The sequence below is a fragment of the Caulobacter sp. 73W genome (assembly GCF_041021955.1).
In the GTDB taxonomy this organism is placed as follows: Bacteria; Pseudomonadota; Alphaproteobacteria; order Caulobacterales; family Caulobacteraceae; genus Caulobacter.
Window position 1 is genome coordinate 2935736 of record NZ_CP158375.1, and the last position, 16187, is coordinate 2951922.

16 protein-coding genes are annotated in these 16187 nt (G+C 67.9%); 7 read left to right on the forward strand and 9 right to left on the reverse strand.

The window, feature by feature from the left end; genetic code table 11:
• Nucleotides 1–31 precede the first annotated feature (31 nt).
• The 4 genes from ABOZ73_RS13895 to lgt all read right to left on the reverse strand — a co-directional run bounded on the left by ABOZ73_RS13895 (nucleotide 32) and on the right by lgt (nucleotide 3747).
• Complete coding sequence (locus ABOZ73_RS13895; protein WP_369058727.1) at nucleotides 32–970, reverse strand: ribose-phosphate pyrophosphokinase; 939 nt, start codon at nucleotides 968–970, stop codon at nucleotides 32–34.
• 100 nt (nucleotides 971–1070) lie between these two features.
• Complete coding sequence (pgeF, locus tag ABOZ73_RS13900) at nucleotides 1071–1847, reverse strand: peptidoglycan editing factor PgeF (protein ID WP_369058728.1); 777 nt, start codon at nucleotides 1845–1847, stop codon at nucleotides 1071–1073.
• 4 nt (nucleotides 1848–1851) lie between these two features.
• Nucleotides 1852–2919, reverse strand: a complete 1068-nt coding sequence (locus ABOZ73_RS13905) for a class I SAM-dependent methyltransferase (protein ID WP_369058729.1) — start codon at nucleotides 2917–2919, stop codon at nucleotides 1852–1854.
• A 9-nt stretch (nucleotides 2920–2928) separates the two neighbouring features.
• Nucleotides 2929–3747 carry a prolipoprotein diacylglyceryl transferase gene (gene lgt, locus ABOZ73_RS13910; protein ID WP_369058730.1) on the reverse strand — a complete coding sequence of 273 codons (819 nt, stop codon included), beginning with the start codon at nucleotides 3745–3747 and terminating at the stop codon, nucleotides 2929–2931.
• Between the two features lie 125 nt (nucleotides 3748–3872).
• Between lgt and ABOZ73_RS13915 the strand changes: the two genes are divergently transcribed.
• From ABOZ73_RS13915 to proC, 3 genes are all read left to right on the forward strand, one after another.
• A complete protein-coding gene (locus ABOZ73_RS13915) occupies nucleotides 3873–4163 on the forward strand; it encodes an accessory factor UbiK family protein (protein ID WP_369058731.1) in 291 nt (96 codons plus the stop codon).
• Between the two features lie 147 nt (nucleotides 4164–4310).
• Nucleotides 4311–4817, forward strand: a complete 507-nt coding sequence (locus ABOZ73_RS13920) for a YbjN domain-containing protein (RefSeq protein ID WP_369058733.1) — start codon at nucleotides 4311–4313, stop codon at nucleotides 4815–4817.
• Between the two features lie 55 nt (nucleotides 4818–4872).
• A complete protein-coding gene (gene proC / locus ABOZ73_RS13925) occupies nucleotides 4873–5655 on the forward strand; it encodes a pyrroline-5-carboxylate reductase (protein ID WP_369058734.1) in 783 nt (260 codons plus the stop codon).
• Here proC and ABOZ73_RS13930 read toward each other — a convergent pair.
• The 4 genes from ABOZ73_RS13930 to nhaA all read right to left on the reverse strand — a co-directional run bounded on the left by ABOZ73_RS13930 (nucleotide 5652) and on the right by nhaA (nucleotide 11451).
• The gene (locus ABOZ73_RS13930) at nucleotides 5652–6794 is read right to left on the reverse strand and encodes a hypothetical protein (RefSeq protein WP_369058736.1); all 1143 of its coding nucleotides are present in this window, start codon (nucleotides 6792–6794) and stop codon (nucleotides 5652–5654) included. The genes proC and ABOZ73_RS13930 overlap by 4 nt on opposite strands.
• 24 nt (nucleotides 6795–6818) lie before the next feature.
• Nucleotides 6819–7487, reverse strand: a complete 669-nt coding sequence (locus ABOZ73_RS13935; RefSeq protein ID WP_369058737.1) for a helix-turn-helix transcriptional regulator — start codon at nucleotides 7485–7487, stop codon at nucleotides 6819–6821.
• Between the two features lie 117 nt (nucleotides 7488–7604).
• Entirely contained in the window at nucleotides 7605–10010 is a 2406-nt protein-coding gene (locus tag ABOZ73_RS13940; protein WP_369058738.1) for a TonB-dependent receptor, read from the reverse strand.
• A gap of 256 nt (nucleotides 10011–10266) precedes the next feature.
• Nucleotides 10267–11451 (reverse strand): Na+/H+ antiporter NhaA, encoded by a 1185-nt coding sequence (gene nhaA / locus ABOZ73_RS13945; protein WP_369058739.1) that lies wholly within the window; start codon nucleotides 11449–11451, stop codon nucleotides 10267–10269.
• Between the two features lie 190 nt (nucleotides 11452–11641).
• On the opposite strand from nhaA, the gene ABOZ73_RS13950 reads away from it, so the two are divergent.
• Nucleotides 11642–13051 carry a protein adenylyltransferase SelO gene (locus tag ABOZ73_RS13950; RefSeq protein WP_369058740.1) on the forward strand — a complete coding sequence of 470 codons (1410 nt, stop codon included), beginning with the start codon at nucleotides 11642–11644 and terminating at the stop codon, nucleotides 13049–13051.
• A 56-nt stretch (nucleotides 13052–13107) separates the two neighbouring features.
• Nucleotides 13108–13428: a plasmid stabilization protein gene (locus ABOZ73_RS13955; RefSeq protein ID WP_369058741.1), complete on the forward strand. Its 321-nt coding sequence runs from the start codon at nucleotides 13108–13110 to the stop codon at nucleotides 13426–13428.
• A gap of 14 nt (nucleotides 13429–13442) precedes the next feature.
• On the opposite strand, the gene ABOZ73_RS13960 is transcribed toward ABOZ73_RS13955, so the two are convergent.
• Entirely contained in the window at nucleotides 13443–14258 is an 816-nt protein-coding gene (locus tag ABOZ73_RS13960) for a TonB family protein (protein WP_369058742.1), read from the reverse strand.
• A gap of 246 nt (nucleotides 14259–14504) precedes the next feature.
• On the opposite strand from ABOZ73_RS13960, the gene ABOZ73_RS13965 reads away from it, so the two are divergent.
• Nucleotides 14505–15227: an SIMPL domain-containing protein gene (locus ABOZ73_RS13965; protein WP_369058744.1), complete on the forward strand. Its 723-nt coding sequence runs from the start codon at nucleotides 14505–14507 to the stop codon at nucleotides 15225–15227.
• 155 nt (nucleotides 15228–15382) lie between these two features.
• Nucleotides 15383–16183 carry an isocitrate lyase/phosphoenolpyruvate mutase family protein gene (locus tag ABOZ73_RS13970; protein ID WP_369058746.1) on the forward strand — a complete coding sequence of 267 codons (801 nt, stop codon included), beginning with the start codon at nucleotides 15383–15385 and terminating at the stop codon, nucleotides 16181–16183.
• Nucleotides 16184–16187: the final 4 nt, after the last annotated feature.

Genomic DNA, 16187 nt, shown 5'->3' on the forward strand with positions numbered 1-16187 from the left:
AGCGCGACCGCGCGTCTCGAAGCCCGCGGGCTTAGTCGAACAGCTTCGACACAGACTCTTCGTTGGCGATGCGGCGGATGGCTTCGCCGATCAGGGGCGCGCAGGAGACCAGGCGGACCTTGCCGCAGCCCTTCAGCGCCTCTTCCGGCTGCTCGATGGAGTCGGTGACCACCAGTTCCTTGAGCACCGACTTGCTGATCCGGTCGAAGGCTGCGCCCGACAGCACGCCGTGAGTGACGTAGGCCGCGACGTCGGCGGCGCCGTTCTGCATCAGCGCCTCGGCGGCGTTGCACAGGGTGCCGGCGCTGTCGGCGATGTCGTCGAACAGGATGCAGCGGCGGCCCTGGACGTCGCCGATGATGTTCATCACCTCGCTCTGGCCGGGGCCGGAGCGGCGCTTGTCGACAATGGCCAGGTCGGCGTCGAGACGCTTGGCCAGGGCGCGGGCGCGCACCACGCCGCCCACGTCGGGCGACACGATCATCAGCTCGTCGGTCTTTTTGTAGTTCTCGCGGATGTCGGCGGCCAGCAGCGGGGTCGGCAGCAGGTTGTCCGTGGGGATGTCGAAGAAGCCCTGAATCTGGCCGGCATGCAGGTCCATGGTCAGGACCCGGTCGGCGCCGGCGCGGGTGATCAGGTTGGCGACCAGCTTGGCCGAGATCGGGGTGCGGCCGCCGGTCTTACGATCCTGGCGGGCATAGCCGAAATAGGGAACCACGGCGGTGATCCGCTTGCCCGACGCGCGCTTCAGGGCGTCGATGCAAATCAGCAGCTCCATCAGGTTGTCGTTCGCCGGGTACGACGTCGACTGGATGATGAAGACGTCCTCGCCGCGGACATTCTCGTCGATGGTGACGAAGACCTCGTTGTCGGCGAAGCGCCGGACCTGCGCCTTGGTCAGCGGCAGGTCCAGATAGTCGGCGATGGCGCCTGCGAGAGTACGGTTGGAGTTGCCAGCCAGCAGCTTCATCGAGGACCCCGTCGCAGAACTGTTGTGGTGTTGCGCGGGCTTCTAGCAGGGAGTTGGCTGAGAACAAGCTCAAGAATCCCTAAACGCCCGAGCGTGGCTTTCAGGTCAGCATGATCGCCGACAGCAGCCGGCCATAGTCGCCCTCGCCCCGCAGCACCGCCCGGCGGTTGGAGAAGAACAGGTTTTCTTCGGCGCAGGTGTCGCGGCCGACCCATTCGCGCCGCTCGATCCCGGCGGTGCGCAGGCGTTCCAGCACGAAGGCCGGCAGGTCGAACTGGCGCTTGTCGGCGGTCTTGCCGGCCGAGAAGAACTGCTCCGACCCCGGCGCGTCGGCGGCGAAGCGCTCGAAGAAGTCCAAGCCGACCTCATAGGACGCCGGGCCGATGCAGGGGCCGACGGCGGCGACCATGTCGGCCGGATCGGCGCCAAGCTCGACCATGGTATCCACCGCCGATTGCACCACGCCATCGAGAGCCCCACGCCAGCCGGCATGAGCCGAGGCGACGATGCGCGCCACGGGATCGACGATCAGCACCGGGGCGCAGTCGGCAGACAGCGCGCCGCAGATCACGCCGGGGGTCTTGGAGACGATGGCGTCGCCTTGCGGCCGCGCGTCGCCCCAAGAGCCGTCGGCGACGATGGCGATGGTCGAATGGATTTGGAAGCAGGTGTCGAGATCGCCGGGCTTGCCGCCGAAGTGGGCGGCGGCGCGGGCGCGGTTCTCGGCCACGTCGGCGGGCTCGTCCTTGGACCCCCGGCCGATGTTCAGGCTGTCATAGATGCCGGTCGATACGCCGCCTTGGCGGGTGAAGAAGGCGTGGCGGACGCCGGGGACGGCGGCGAGCAGGGCGGACTGGACGCAGGGCAGTTCGGTCAAGCGATCAGGCCTCTTCGAAACCGGGCGGGACAAGGTTCTGGGAATGAACGCACGCCGCTTTGAAAAGAGTTCCCATCTGATCGGGTTCGATCAGGCGGGCAAGCTGGCGGCCGATCACCTCGGCGCGATCCGGGCGGGCGGCGGCCAGGGCGCCGGCGCGATGCTCGATCCCCAGGCGCGCCAGGAACTCGCCCTGGCCCAGGATCGGCGCGGCTCCGGCTCCGGCCTCGCGGGCGGCGGCCAGCACGGCCGGAAAATCGGCGTGGACTGTGAGGTCGGCTTCGCCGGGGCAGGCGAGGGGATCGACCTTCTGGTGATCTTTGAGCGCCTGCAGGGTATCGCCCGGGGCGGGCGCGTCGCGGCCATAGTCGATCAGCAAAGCGACGCCGCCGTCGCGGGCGATCCGCTCGCCCAGGCCCGCGCCGAAGGCCTGCTGAACGGGCGAGATCTCGAACACCACACCCAGGGCGATCTCCGCCGCCGTCGGGGCCGGGGCGGGCGGGCCCAGGCGGAAAGCCAGCCGCCCCTCATCGTCCAGGGCCACCAGCCGCTCTGCCCATCCTTGCCCGGTGCGCACGAATTGCCGGGCGGGCAGGCAGTCGAGCAGCTCGTTCGAGACCAGGATCAAGGGCGCGTCGCCGGGAACCTGTTCCAGGCTGTCCGCCCACCGGGGCGTCAGGGCCGCGCCGGCCAGACGCTCGGCCTGCAAGGCGCGCAGGGGGCGGGAGGTCTCCACCATCCAAAGGTCGGCGGCGGCGATGAACGCCGGCGACAGCCGCGCGGCGCGCAGCAGGTCGCTCATCAACGTGCCGTCGCCGGGGCCCGCCTCCACTAGCCGGAACTGCGCAGGCTCGCCCAGGCGGCTCCAGGCCTCGACGCACCACAGACCGATCAGCTCGCCGAACATCTGGCTGACCAGCGGCGCGGTGATGAAGTCGCCCCCCGCGCCCAGGGCCGGACGCGTGGCGTAGTAGCCGCCCTGCGGATCGTGCAGGCAGCGCAGCATGTAGTCGGCGACGCTGATCGGGCCGGTCGCCTCGATCTCGGCGATCAGCCGGTCACGCAGGCTCATGGACAGGCCCTATGCCTTTTCAGGACGGGGTTCGCGCAGGGCCAGGACGATGAAGATGATCCCCGCCGCCAGCATGGGCAGCGACAGCATCATCCCCATGGTCAGGCCCAGCGGGAAGTTTGGCATGAAGGCGTCCGGCTGGCGCACGTTCTCCAGGCTGGCGCGGAACACCGCGTAGCCGACCAGGAACAGGCCGGCGACCGCACCGCGACGCTGCAGCCACATCCACTTGTGAGTCGCCAGGCGCAGCAGGATGAACAGGGCCAGGCCTTCGAGCGCCGCCTCGTAAAGCTGGCTGGGATGGCGCGGATAGGGGCCTGCGCCCGGGAAGATCACGCCCCACGGCGCATCGGTGACCCGGCCCCACAGCTCGGCGTTGATGAAGTTGGCCAGTCGTCCGAAGAACAGGCCGAACGGCACGGCCGGCGCCACCACGTCGCCCAGACGGCGGATGTCGATCTTGTTGGCCCAGGCGAAGACGGTCACCGCGATAGCCACGCCCAGGCAGCCGCCGTGGAAGCTCATCCCGCCGTTCCAGACCTGCAGGATCTCAATGGGATTCTGGACGATTAGCGACGGATTGTAGAACAGCACATAGCCCAGCCGCCCGCCGCCGATGACGCCCAGGGTGATCCACAGAACGAGGTCGTCGATCTTCTCCGGCGTGATGGTCGGGGTCTGGCCGCCCCACAGGCGCGGGTTCTTCACCAGGCTCGCCGCATAGCGCCAGCCCAGCAGGATGCCGGCCACATAGGCCAGGGCGTACCAGCGAATGGCGAAGGGGCCGATCTGGACGAGGATGGGGTCGAGGAATTCGGGGAAGGGCACTTAGGCGATATCCTGTGCGGTGAGACGCCGCATCAACCTGTAAAGGCAAAGTCCTTCGCTTTCACCTGCCCTTTCCCATATAGGGACAACAAGGGACGCGCCGCGCGTCCCGAAAAGAGCCGACGATGCAGACCCAAAACCCGTTCCTCGACGAATTCGCCAAGCTGACCACCGCCGCCATGGGCATCGCCCAGGCCGCCGGGGAAGAGGCCAAGACCGCCTTCCGCGCCCAGGCCGACAAGTTCGCCGCCGAGTTCGACCTGGTCCGCCGCGATGACTTCGACGCCCTGAAGGCCGAGGTCGCCGCCTTGCGCGCCGAGCTGGAAGCCCTCCGGGGCGGGGCGCCGAAGGCGGCGGACAAGCCCGCCGCCAAGGCCAAGCCGGCCGCCAAGAAAACCGCCCCCAAGGCGGACTGATTCCTCCACCGAAAGCTGGCTCGCGCCTTGCAAGAAGCGCGTTGTGACGGCCGCGAAGCAGTCTAGCCTTCGACGTTAAGGGGTGATTCACCTTAACGCCGGGTCCGCGGCGCGCTCACCTCTTTGGAAGGGGACCTAGGGATGTCGATGGACACGCACTCAGACGACGAAGACGCCTTCCTGGCGCTCGATCCGCTGGACGTGGTCGAACATGTGCTGGCCTCCGAAAACCTGACCTTCGACCGGACCGAAGACGGCGATCTCGCCTTCGCCCTGGCCGGCGACTGGAAGGACTACGAGCTGTGGTTCGCCTGGCGGCCGGAGGCGGAATGCCTGCAGCTGTGCCTGTCGCTGGACCTTCGCGCTGCCAAGACCAAGCGCCCGGCGGCCTACGAGCTGCTGAGCCTGATCAACCAGCGCTGCTGGCTGGGCCACTTCGAGATCTGGGCCGAGGACGGCGAGGTGGTGTTCCGCCACTCCATGTCCCTGCCGACCAGCGACCGGCCGACGCTTGGCCAGGCCGCCTCGATGATCGACGCGGCGATGGAGGCGGCCGACCGCTTCTATCCGGCCTTCGACTTCCTGCTGCACAAGGCCAAGACTCCGGACGAGGCCATGGCCGCCTGCATGTTCGAGACGGTCGGCCAGGCCTGAACGGTTTGGCCTGATCGGCCTCGCGGTCTGGAGGAATGGGGTCTAAGAAGGCCCCATGACTCCGATCCTTCTTCTGGGCGCGGGCCGTATGGGCGGCGCCATCATCGACGGCTGGCGCCAGACGGGCGCCGTCTCGACCTGCGACCTCATCATCCGTGACCCCAACGCCGACGAGGCGTTCGCCGGCACGGACGCCAAGGTCAATCCCGATCATGTGACCCTCAAGACCGCCAAGACGGTGATCCTGGCGGTGAAGCCGCAGCTGTGGCGCGGCGTGGCCGAGGAGGTCTCCAACCTGCTGGCGCCGGACGCGGTGATCGTCTCCATCGTCGCCGGCGTCTCCTCTCAGGACCTCAGCCAGGCCTTTGGCGGCCGGACCGTGGCCCGGGTCATGCCGACCACCGCCGTCGCCGTGGCCAAGGGCACGGTCAGCGTCTTCGCCGCCGATCCGCAAGCGCGCGCCCTGGCCCACAAGCTGTTCGATCCCATCGCCGCCACGGTCGACCTCACCGACGAGGGCCTGATGCACGCCGCCACGGCGGTGTCCGGTTCGGCGCCGGCCTATCTCTACGCCCTGGTCGAGGCCCTGGAAGGCGCCGGCGTCAGCCAGGGCCTGAGCCCCGAGGCGGCGGCGGAGCTGGCGCGCTCCACCATCGTCGGCGCGGCGGCCCTGATGGGCGCGTCCGACACGCCCCCCGCCGAGCTGCGCCGCCAGGTGACCTCGCCCAACGGCACCACCCAGGCGGCCCTGGACGTGCTGTTCGGAGAGAACGGCCTGCCGCGCCTGATGTCCCACGCCGTCGCCGCGGCGGTGAAGCGCTCGCGCGAACTGGGCTAGACGGCCTTCAACGGCCAGAGGCGATCCGCCGGCCGCTGCAGCACCGCGGCGGCGGTGCTGTGCAGGCTGGCGGGCGACAGCCGACCGCTCCTGGCGGCGGCGGTCATCCAGGTTTCCAGATTTCCGCCGGTGCGGTCGTAGCCATCCGCCTTCATCAGGCCGTAGAGGCCGGCGGCCAGGACGTGCATGCCGTCGTCCGCCTTCTCCCAACGCAGGTGCGGCTCAAGGGCGATGCCCAGGCGCTCGCCGATGATCTGATCCAGGGCCTCGACCGTGTCCTCGTTCAGAAGGCCCTCCAGGCTGTTGTAGCCGAAGGCGGGGTCATGCTCGGCGATGATCCGGGTCAGCAGGGGGTCTTTTTCCAGGATCGCCATCACCGTCTTGGCCGTGGGACCGTCCATGGGAAAGGGCGGATGCAGAACCTCGTGCGCGGCGTTGCGCAGAACGATCTCATCCGACCAGGTGATGCCGGTGATGAAGCGCTGCCCCTGGATGCGGATGCCGTGCGGCTTGTTGAACCACAGCAGGATCACCTCCAGGGACGGATCGAGCGGGCGGCCCAGCAGCCGTTCCTGCTCGGCGATCACGTCGTAGCCCCCCAGCTTATCGCGCAGCGCGGGCAGACGCGTTTGGGCTGTGGGCGTCAGGGCGCGCCGGCGTAGGTCAACGAAACCTGCCGCCTGCAAACCTGTCAGGACCTGGCGAATGCGCGGGCGGCGAGCGATGAAGTCCGTCCAGGACTCCTGGTCCCAATAGTCGCTGGCCCTGTACGACGGCAGCACCGCCGTCTCCGCCGTGTCGAGCGATGCGATGACCTCGTCCAGAGTGTCGGTGCGGCCGCCCGACATCAAGGTGCAAAGGCCAGGTCCGAGCAGGTGGTTGGCCTTGTCCGCCTCGGCCTGAAGGCTGGCCATGGCGTCGATAGCGGCCTTCGGCATGCGGGGCTGGATCTGCGCCAGCTCCGGCTCATAGTAGCGGGCGTAGAACGGCTTTCCAGACAAGGGACCGAGGAAGCAAAGGGCGTCCAGGCCTTCGGAGGTGCTGACGGTCCAGCGGGTGCGGATCGGCGCGGCGAGCGCGGGCAGGGCGGGAGCCGCGACCAGGGCGGCGGCGGCGAGCAGGAGGTTTCGTCTGTTCATGCCGCCACGGTGGCGCGGCCAAGCTCAGGCGTATTGAAGGGACTTGATCCATGCGCCTGGCGTGCGGCCGGTGATGTCCGTGATCGCCCGCGTCATGTGCGCCTGATCAGCAAAGCCGGTGTCGGCGGCGAGCGAGGCCAGGGTGGGCGCATGGGGGAGATCCCGCCAGGCCCGTCGGGCCCGGGCCTCCAGCCGGAAACGCTTCGGCGTCACGCCGAACACCTTGTGGAAACCGCGCGACACGCTTTCGGCCGTCAGGCCCTGACGGCTGGCCCAGGCTGTGATCTTGATCGACGGGTCGTTGTTGAGAGCGGCGGCCAGGGCGTCTGGCCAATCCTCTGCCGCAGCACCGAGGGGACGCAGGGCCGAGACGGCCAGTTCGCTGGCCGCGCGCATGTCGCTCTCGGCCAGGCGGGCGAGGGCGTCGACGTCGTCCAGAACCAGGAACGCCGGCAAGGATAGATCCTGGGGGAGCGGCAGGTTGAGCACCTCCGCCCCGTGAGCGGACATGCGGTCCAGATGGGCTTCGAACGCGTGGTGGAGGACCGCCTCGCCGGCCCGCACATGGCGTCGGCCCCCATCGCCGGCCTCCTCGTAGCCGCCCGCCAGAACGACGGCCAGATAGGGCTCTGCGTGCCGGTGCCGCGGCAGATCGGCGTGTCTAGACAGGCGTTGGCGTGCTGGGGGATGCATCGCCGCGCAGACTGGGGCGCCTCCGCGGTGGAGCCTAGTGAAACCTGCGCAACATAAGAAAAGGGCGGCCCGGATTTCTCCGGGCCGCCCAGCTTTCAGTCTGACGTCTGCCGCGTCTTAGAACTTGGCCCGCAGGGTCACGCCGTAGGTGCGCGGGGCGCCGAGGAAGGCGTCGAAGCCGCCGCTTTGCAGCGGGGCGTCGTAACCCACCTGGAGGTACTCTTCGTCCAGCAGGTTTTGGGCCCACAGCTCGGCGGTCCAGCGCTCGTCCTGGGTGCCGATCGCGATGCGGGCGTTCACCAGCCAGAACGCGTCCTGTTCCTTGGCCGGATGCAGGTCCGAGCCGGTGTTGAACATCGACGAGTACTTGCCGCTGAGGCTGGTGCGCAGCTCCAGGGTGTCGCCCAGGTCATGGCTGTAGCTGGCGGCCATCGAACCCGACCACAGCGGAGCGAACGACAGGCGCGCGCCCGGCAGGCGCGGCGAGACGCCGGCGCCCGGGGTGAACTGGCCGTACTCGGTCACCGCATAGGTGACGCCGCCCTGCAGGGTCAGGCCCTTCAGCGGGGTGAACCACAAAAGGTCGGTGTCCACGCCGACCGATTTGACCTTCGGGATCGAGGTGACGATGTAGCTGGTGCCGGTGAAGGCGTTCAGCTGGAAGCCCTGGAATTCTTGATGGAACGCCGCGGCGTTCAGCGACAGGGTGCGGTTCAGCCAGCTGGTCTTCACGCCCAGTTCGTAGGAGTTGACGGTCTCTTCCGGGAACGCCGTGTCCGGGTTCACCACGCCCAGGCCGATACGGGCGCGGTCGAGGTTGAAGCCGCCGGCCTTGTAGCCGCGGGCGTAGGACGCATAGGTCATCACGTCCTCGTTCCAGCGGTACGAGGCCTTGATGGTGCCGGTCAGTTCGTCTTCTTCACGCGCCTGCTGCGTGCCGCGGTTGTTGAAGCCCGGATCGGTCCACGGCAGGCAGATGTTGCCAAGGACGGTCGCGGCGTTCGCGGCGCCGACGGCGCCGGCGATGATCGGCACGCGGCTCAGGGCGGCGGCGCAGCCGTTGGTGCCCGGCGCGTTGGTGTAGCGGGTCGACAGGTCCTTTTCTTCGCGCGTGTAGCGCAGGCCCAGCGTGATATCGAAGGCGTCGGTCAGCTTCAGGGTGTTGTTGGTGAAGAAGGCCAGGCTGTTGGACTTCTGCTTGTAGGTGTCGCGCGCGCCCGCCCCCGGAGTGAAGGCGGTGCCCGCCGGCAGGCCGGTAAGCAGCGAGACCAGGTTGGGGTTCGTGCCGCTGGACAGCAGCAGGCTCAGATACGTCTCGTACTGACGGCCGAAGACGAACGGCGTGTACTGGTCCAGGGTCTCGCGGGCGTAGAACATGCCCACCTGCCAGTCGAGGCGCTCGGTGCGGCCGGCCAGACGCAGTTCCTGGCTGAACTGGCCGAATTCGGTGCTCCAGTCCGGGGTGCGGTAGGCGAGGTCCATCGTCGTAAAATCGATGTCCTGGCCGTTGTTGGTCTTCCAGTTACGGCCGGCGGTGATCGAGGTGATCGTGGCGCCGCCCAGGCCTTCCAGGTCCCAGTTCACTTCCATCGACGCGCCCATGTCCTCGATCTCCTGATCGGTCGGACGGTTGGCGTAGGAGGTGCGGTCGAACGGACGCGGCGGGTTGGCCAGGGCGTTGCCGCCGCCCAGGGCGTTGACGATCGGGGCGGTCGCGCCGTTCACGATCTGCACGCCGACGCAGCAGCTTTCATCGCGCTTGGTGTAGTCGGCGATGATGCGGACATCGACGTCGTCGTTCGGCGTGAACAGCAGCTGGCCGCGCAGGGTGTAGTAGTCTTGGTTGCCGTCCTCGCGGTTGGTGCGCGGGCCCTGGCCGGTGACGATGTCATAGAAGCCGTCGCGCTTGCGGACCGCGGCGAACAGGCGGCCGGCCAGCTTGTCTTCGATGATCGCCCCGGTGACGGCGGCCGAGCCGCCCTTGGTTCCATAATTGCCGAAGGTGGCCTCGGCTTCGGCGCCGAAGACGAACTCCGGAGCCTTGGTGATGATGTTGATGACGCCGGCCGAGGTGTTCTTGCCGAACAGCGTGCCTTGCGGGCCCTTCAGCACTTCGATGCGCTCAAGCTCGCCCAGGTCGTTGAAGGCCACGCCGTTGCGGGGGCGGTAGACGCCGTCGATGGTCACCAGGACCGACGATTCCAGGCCGGGGTTGTCGCCGACAGTGCCGACGCCGCGGATGCGGACGGTGGTGTTGGTTTCATTGGACGTCGAGGCGACGTTCAGGCCGGGGGTCAGGATTTGCAGATCCTTGATGTCCCGCACGCCGGCGTCCTGCAGCAGCTGTTGCGGCAGGGCCGTGACCACGATCGGCACGTCCTGCAGGTTCTGCTCGCGCTTCTGGGCGGTGACGATGATGGAGTTGATGGTCGGGCTGGCGTCTTGCGCATGGGCTGCGCCGGCGGCTGCGGACGCCAAAACCAGGACGGACGCCGAGCGTCGGATGAATTGGGTGAAGTGCATTTCCTACCTCAGTTTTGTGTCCACGCGGATGTCGAGCCCCGCGTTTGGCGGTCCAGATGCGTCGGCCGAGGCCCACGCATTCGAACAAGTGTTCAGCTAAATCTGGTTCTTCAAGCCGAGCAAGAGGATTCCCTTACAGCGTAACGGAATCGGGCCGATGTGTCGCAAAAGCGACAACCTGTGGACGCCTTCCCCAACGTCGCTTTCGTCAATCGGGTACGGCCGATGACCGTCGTTCCCGAAAACGATTGTTAGGTCAGGCCTGAGCGTGCTGGCGATTGGCGCGCGACAGCACGATCGACGCCCAGATCACCGAAAGCAGCGACCCGCCCAGGACGCCCAGCTTGACCTCGACCTGCTGGGGCGAATCCACCGCGCCGGGAAAGGCCAGGGCGCCGATGAACAGGCTCATTGTGAAGCCGACGCCGCACAGGACGGCGACCCCATAGACCTGCATCCAGCTCGCTCCGCTGGGCCGCGCCCCGACGCCCAGCCGCGAGGCGAGCGCCGCCATGCCCAGCACCCCGGCCTGCTTGCCCACGAACAGGCCCAGCGCGATGGCGACCACCAGCGGCGACGCCAGAGCCGAGATGGACATGCCGGCGAACGACACGCCCGCCTTGGCGAAGGCGAACAGAGGCAGGACGAGAAACGCATTCCATGGATGAAGATCGTGGATGGCTTCCTTGATCGGGCTTTGGCCGTCTTCCTTGCGCGGCTGCAGCGGAACGATCACGGCGAAGGCGACGGCGGTGAGGGAGGTGCTGAGGCCGGAGAGCACGGTCAGATACCAGACCGCGGCGAAGCCCAGCGCCCAGAACGGGGCGGTGATGCGCACCCGATGCGCCACAAGCCCGAGGAAGACCAAAAGGCCAACGACGCCGACCAGCGGCGGCAGGTGCGCGCCGCTGCTGAACAGCAATGCGATCAGCGCGATGGCTCCGAGGTCGTCGACGATGGCCAGGGTGAGCAGGAAGACCCGCAACGACGTGGGCAGGCCCTTGCCGACAAATGCGAAGACCGCCAGGGCGAATGCGATGTCGGTGGCGAGCGGAATCGGCCAACCCTCGAAGGCGGCCCCGGTGAAGCGGCTGATCAGAAGATAGACCAGGGCTGGGCCGGCCATGCCGCCGAACGCGGCGAGAACGGGCGTCGCCAATCGGCGCGGATCACTCAGTTCGCCCTTGAGGATCTCATATTTGATCTCCATCCCGACCATCAGGAAGAAGACCGCCATCAGGCCTTCCTTGATCCATTCAGAGATCGTCAGCTCCAGGCGAAGCGGGCCGACCTGAAGGGCATGAGCGCCTTTGAGCCAGTGGAAGTACCCGCTTGCCCACGGCGAGTTGGCGATGATCAGCGCCGCCAGGGCGGCGATGCCCAACGCCGCGCCGGACGCCGCTGCGGTCTTCAGGAAATCGAGGGTGATCTTGCGCGCCACGGCGGCCTCCCTTGCGGTTGACGGTCGTGACGCCAGGTTATCGACGGGCGTCGGACTGGGTTCGCCTCGAGGGCGCCAGCCTGGTCGCGTGAGCAACCTGATGGCTGAGCCCAAAATAGACGATGGCCAGCTCGCTTGTCGAGCAACAGGCGGCTTGCGTCCAAAGCGCCCGCACGCGCATTTGCATCCCATGCCCGTATCGCCCGCCTACCGCCCCGATCCTCGCTTCGCCGCCTTGAGCGCCGACTACGCCGACGTGGTGGCGCCGGCGGATTTCCCGCAGACGATCCTGCGCCATCGCAACGACCGCGCGGCGGGGACGGTGGGGCTGGAGACGCTGACAGACGACGAATGGCTGGCCCATTTCGCGCGGTTCGAGGCCCTGCCGGACAATCAGCCCGCGCCCCTGGCCATGCGGTATCACGGCCATCAGTTCCGCACCTACAACCCGGAACTCGGCGACGGGCGCGGCTTCTTGTTCGCCCAGCTTCGTGAAGCCGAGGGCGGCCGCCTGCTCGACCTCGCCACCAAGGGTTCGGGCCAGACCCCGTGGTCGCGCAGCGGCGATGGCCGCCTGACCCTCAAGGGCGGGGTGCGCGAGATCCTGGCCGCGACCATGCTGGAGGCGCAGGGCGTCCCCACCTCTCGCGCCTTCTCCCTGGTGGAGACCGGCGAGGCCCTGGTGCGCGGGGATGAGCCCAGCCCTACGCGGTCGGCGGTCCTGACCCGCCTGTCGCACAGCCACATCCGCTTCGGGACGTTCCAGCGCCACGCCTTCTTCGACCGCGCCGACCTGATCGGCAAACTGGTTGAACATGTGGCCGAGGTCTATTTCCCCCACCTGTCGGGCGAGGCCGATCTGCCGGCCGCCATGCTGGCCGAGACCGTGAAACGGACCGCCAACCTGGCCGCCAGCTGGATGGCCGCCGGCTTCGTCCACGGCGTGCTCAATACCGACAACATGGTGGTCACCGGCGAGAGCTTCGACTACGGCCCCTGGCGGTTCCTGCCGCGCAACGACCCGGCCTCCACCGCCGCCTATTTCGACCAGACCGGCCTCTACAGCTTTGGCCGCCAGCCCGAGGCGGCGTTCTGGAACCTGCAGCAACTGGCCGCCTGCCTGACCCTGGTCACCGGCTCGGACGGACTGGTCGCCGCCCTCAACAGTTTCGACGCCGCCTATCGCGACGCGCTGCGGGCAGCGGTGCTCGCCCGCCTCGGCGTGGCCAGTGTGGACGAGGCGGCGGACGTGGCCCTGGTCTCAACCCTGTTCCGCGCGATGGCGCAGGCCGGGGACGCCGTGCGATGGGAGCCTGTGTTCTTCGACTGGTTCGCCGGCGACGCCGCCCGCGCCCTGGAGAGCATACGGGGAGAGGCCTATGCGTCGGAGGGCTTCACCGCGTTCCGAGACCTGCTGGCCGCCCATGCGCCCGTGAGGCCGGAACGCCTGTCGGCGGCCTATTTCCAGCGGCCCGAGCCCGAGGAACTGCTGATCGAGGAGGTCGAGACTTTGTGGGCGCCGATCGCCGACAGCGATGACTGGGCGCCGCTCCAGGCCAAGCTGGCGCGGATCGAGGCCATGCGCGCCGCCTTTCTGTAGCGCTTGGAACAAGGCGCGTTGCGGCCGGTTGCCTCCTGCAGTTGAAGGAGGACGCCATGCCACGCGGCGACAAGTCCAAGTACACCGACAAGCAGGAACGCAAGGCCGACCACATCGCGGAAGGCTACGAGGCGAAGGGTGTTTCCGAGAAGGAAGCCGAACGGCGTGCCTGGGCCACCGTCAACAAGGACGACGGCGGCGGCAAGAAGCCGGGCGGCTCCGGTCGCGGCAAGGGCACCGGCCACCCCGCTGCGAAGAAGGGCGGAAAGAAGGGCGGCGAGGCCTCGGCCAACCGCTCGGCCGCCGAACGCTCAGCCTCGGCCAAGAAGGCGGCGGCGACCCGCAAGCGCAACGCCGAGCATCACGCGCACCATTGATTGAGGCGCGAAGTTCAGCAGGCGCGGCCTTGGCAAAACCGTCGGCGGGCGTCGACCTCGATCTGATGTTCATAGGGCGTCGCCAAGTGCGCCAGATCGCTCGTCAGGTTGGCGAAGGTGAGGCCCGCCGGGCTCTGGAAGAATAGGTTCAGTTCCATCGCGAGCGCCGCCAGCGCCGCTGGATCGGCGCTCTTGGCGTAATCGTCCATGCGCGCGAAGTTCTGCAGGAAAGTCTGACCACTCGGCGTGTCGAAGAAGCGGATGACATCCGCCAGTTCCTCCTCTGGGTAGGTCTGCGCCACATGTTCAAGGGCGCGAGCCTTCATCTTGGGCGTGATGATGTCGTAGGCGGCGATGTACGCCTCTCGAGCCTTCAGGACCGTAGCTGGCGGCACCCCTGGCGTGATGAGGGGCAGCTCCAGGCGAAGCTTCATGTCCAGTTCGCCCACCAACAGCGGGTCGAGCACCCGTTCGCCAAACTGGGTCACCAGCGCCCTGTGCTCCGCGGCGATGGTCTTGGTGGCCTGCGGCGGGGTGAAATCGTGATCCTCGTGATCTTCCTTGGGCACGGTGAAGTTGATGGGAATGGCTACGGTTCCGCTCTCGACCGGCTGACCGTTCACCGTCTTGGGGCGCATGAGGAACTGGTCTGTCAAGGAAAGCGCCGCTTGCCCAAAGCCAAGGTCCGAGGGCGAGGCTGCAACGACCTCGCAGTCGAAGAGCATCCCTCTGATGTCCACGCGGCACCTGATCGTCGCGTGACCGTTGATCTCGAAGAACTGCGCGATAGGCGGATAGGCGTCTGCCAGCTGGTCGCCGCTGGGCTTCAACTCCCAATCCGGCTTGACGACGACCGCCGGCGGTGCGGGCGTCGTGACGAGGGCGGCGGCCGCGAGAAGGGCGAGGATCATGTTCTCAAGGATTGTCAGTCTGTGCGGATGCACCCTAGGCGAGCATCGCTGATATGCTCAAGCTCTGAGAGGATGAACCCCTGCTGAACCGCCGTTTCAGATCCCGGCGGGAAGCTGTGCGTTAGCACTGCTGTTGGGCGCGCAGGTGCGCCCATGGAGACTTTCATGAGCGACAATCGTCTGCTGCCAGCCGCCGTGGCTGGCGGCCTTGTGGCCGCCGGCCTGGCCATCGGCGGCGGCCTGATCGGCGGCGGGATCGTGGACGCCCGCACCGGCGACCGCACCGTCACCGTGCGCGGTCTGGCCGAGCGCGACGCCAAGGCCGACCTGGCCGTCATGCCCCTGCGCTTCACCCAGTCGGGCGACGAGCTGTCCCAGGTCCAGGCGGCCATCGACGCCGACATCGGCAAGGTGCGCGGCTTCCTCGCCGCCCAGGGCTTCAAGCCGGAGGAGATCGATCTGGGCCGGCTGGAGGTGGTGGACAACAACGCCCGTGAATACGGGCCGCAGAACGTCCGCGCCCGCTACATCCTGGCCCAGACAGTGTCCGTCCGCTCCACCGACGTGGACCGGGTCCAGGGCACGACGCGGGCGCTGTCGGATCTCGTCCGCCAGGGCGTTGTGCTGCAGGACTTTCGCGGTGCGTCCTATGTCTTCACCAAGCTGAACGACGTGCGGCCCGCCATGATCAAGGAGGCCACCGCCAGCGCCCGCAGCGGGGCCGAGCAGTTCGCCCGCGACAGCGGCGCGAGCCTCGGCGGCATCAGCCGCGCCACCCAAGGCTCCTTCGAGATTCAGGCCCGCGACCAGGTCGGCGATCAGGGTCCCGACGCCTCGATCATGAAGCGTCTGCGGGTGGTGACCACGGTGTCCTATGCGCTGAAGTAGAAGCTGGTGACCTTGCGGGTCATCGCAACGGTGATCCGAAGCCCCTAAATGCTCATCCAGGGGCTTCGGACCTGTTGGTGTCCGAAACTCGCGAGCACGCGTCGGGCGTGAATGCGAGTAAGCGCTCCAAGGACATGCAAGGGAGCGTTTGCATCATGACCGCCGCCGCCGATTTTCGCCGCCTGCACCAGGACGGCCTGCTGATCCTGCCCAACGCCTGGGACGCCGGCAGCGCGCGCCTGATCGAAAGCCTGGGCGCCAAGGCCATCGCCACCACCAGCTGCGGCGTCGCCTGGTCGCTGGGCTACAAGGACGGCGACCAGATGCCGCTCGCGCCGTTGCTGCACACGGTCAGGACCATCGCTCGCGCGGTTTCCGTTCCCTTCACGGTCGATATGGAGAGCGGTTACGGCGCCAGCGCCCGCGAGGTCGCCGAGGCTGTCGTCGCCGTGGCCGGCGAAGGCGCGGCCGGGATCAATATCGAGGACGGGGTCGTCGGGCCGGGTGAAGCGGCCCTGCGCATCGAGACGATCCGCGAGGCGCTGGTGAAGCACGGCCTGGACCTGTTCATCAACGCCCGCACGGACGTCTATCTGCGCGGACTGGCGCCCAAGGGCGAGCAGGTCGCCCTCAGCCTGGGCCGCGCCAGCGTCTATCGCGACGCCGGCGCCGACGGGATCTTCACCCCGGGCGTGACGGATCTCGAAGAGATCGCCGAACTGGCCAAGGGCTCGCCCCTGCCGCTCAACGTGATGGCGCGTCCGGGCCTGGCCGGTGCGGCGGAGCTGGACAAGCTGGGCGTTCGCCGCCTCAGCGCCGGCGGGGCGATCAGCGAGGTCGTCTATACGCACGTCGCGCGACTGGCGGGCGGCTTCCTGAAGGACGGCGTGTCCGACGCGGTCACCGCCGACGCCATGCCCTATCCGGCCATCAACGCCCTGATGCCGGACGCCTAGGGCA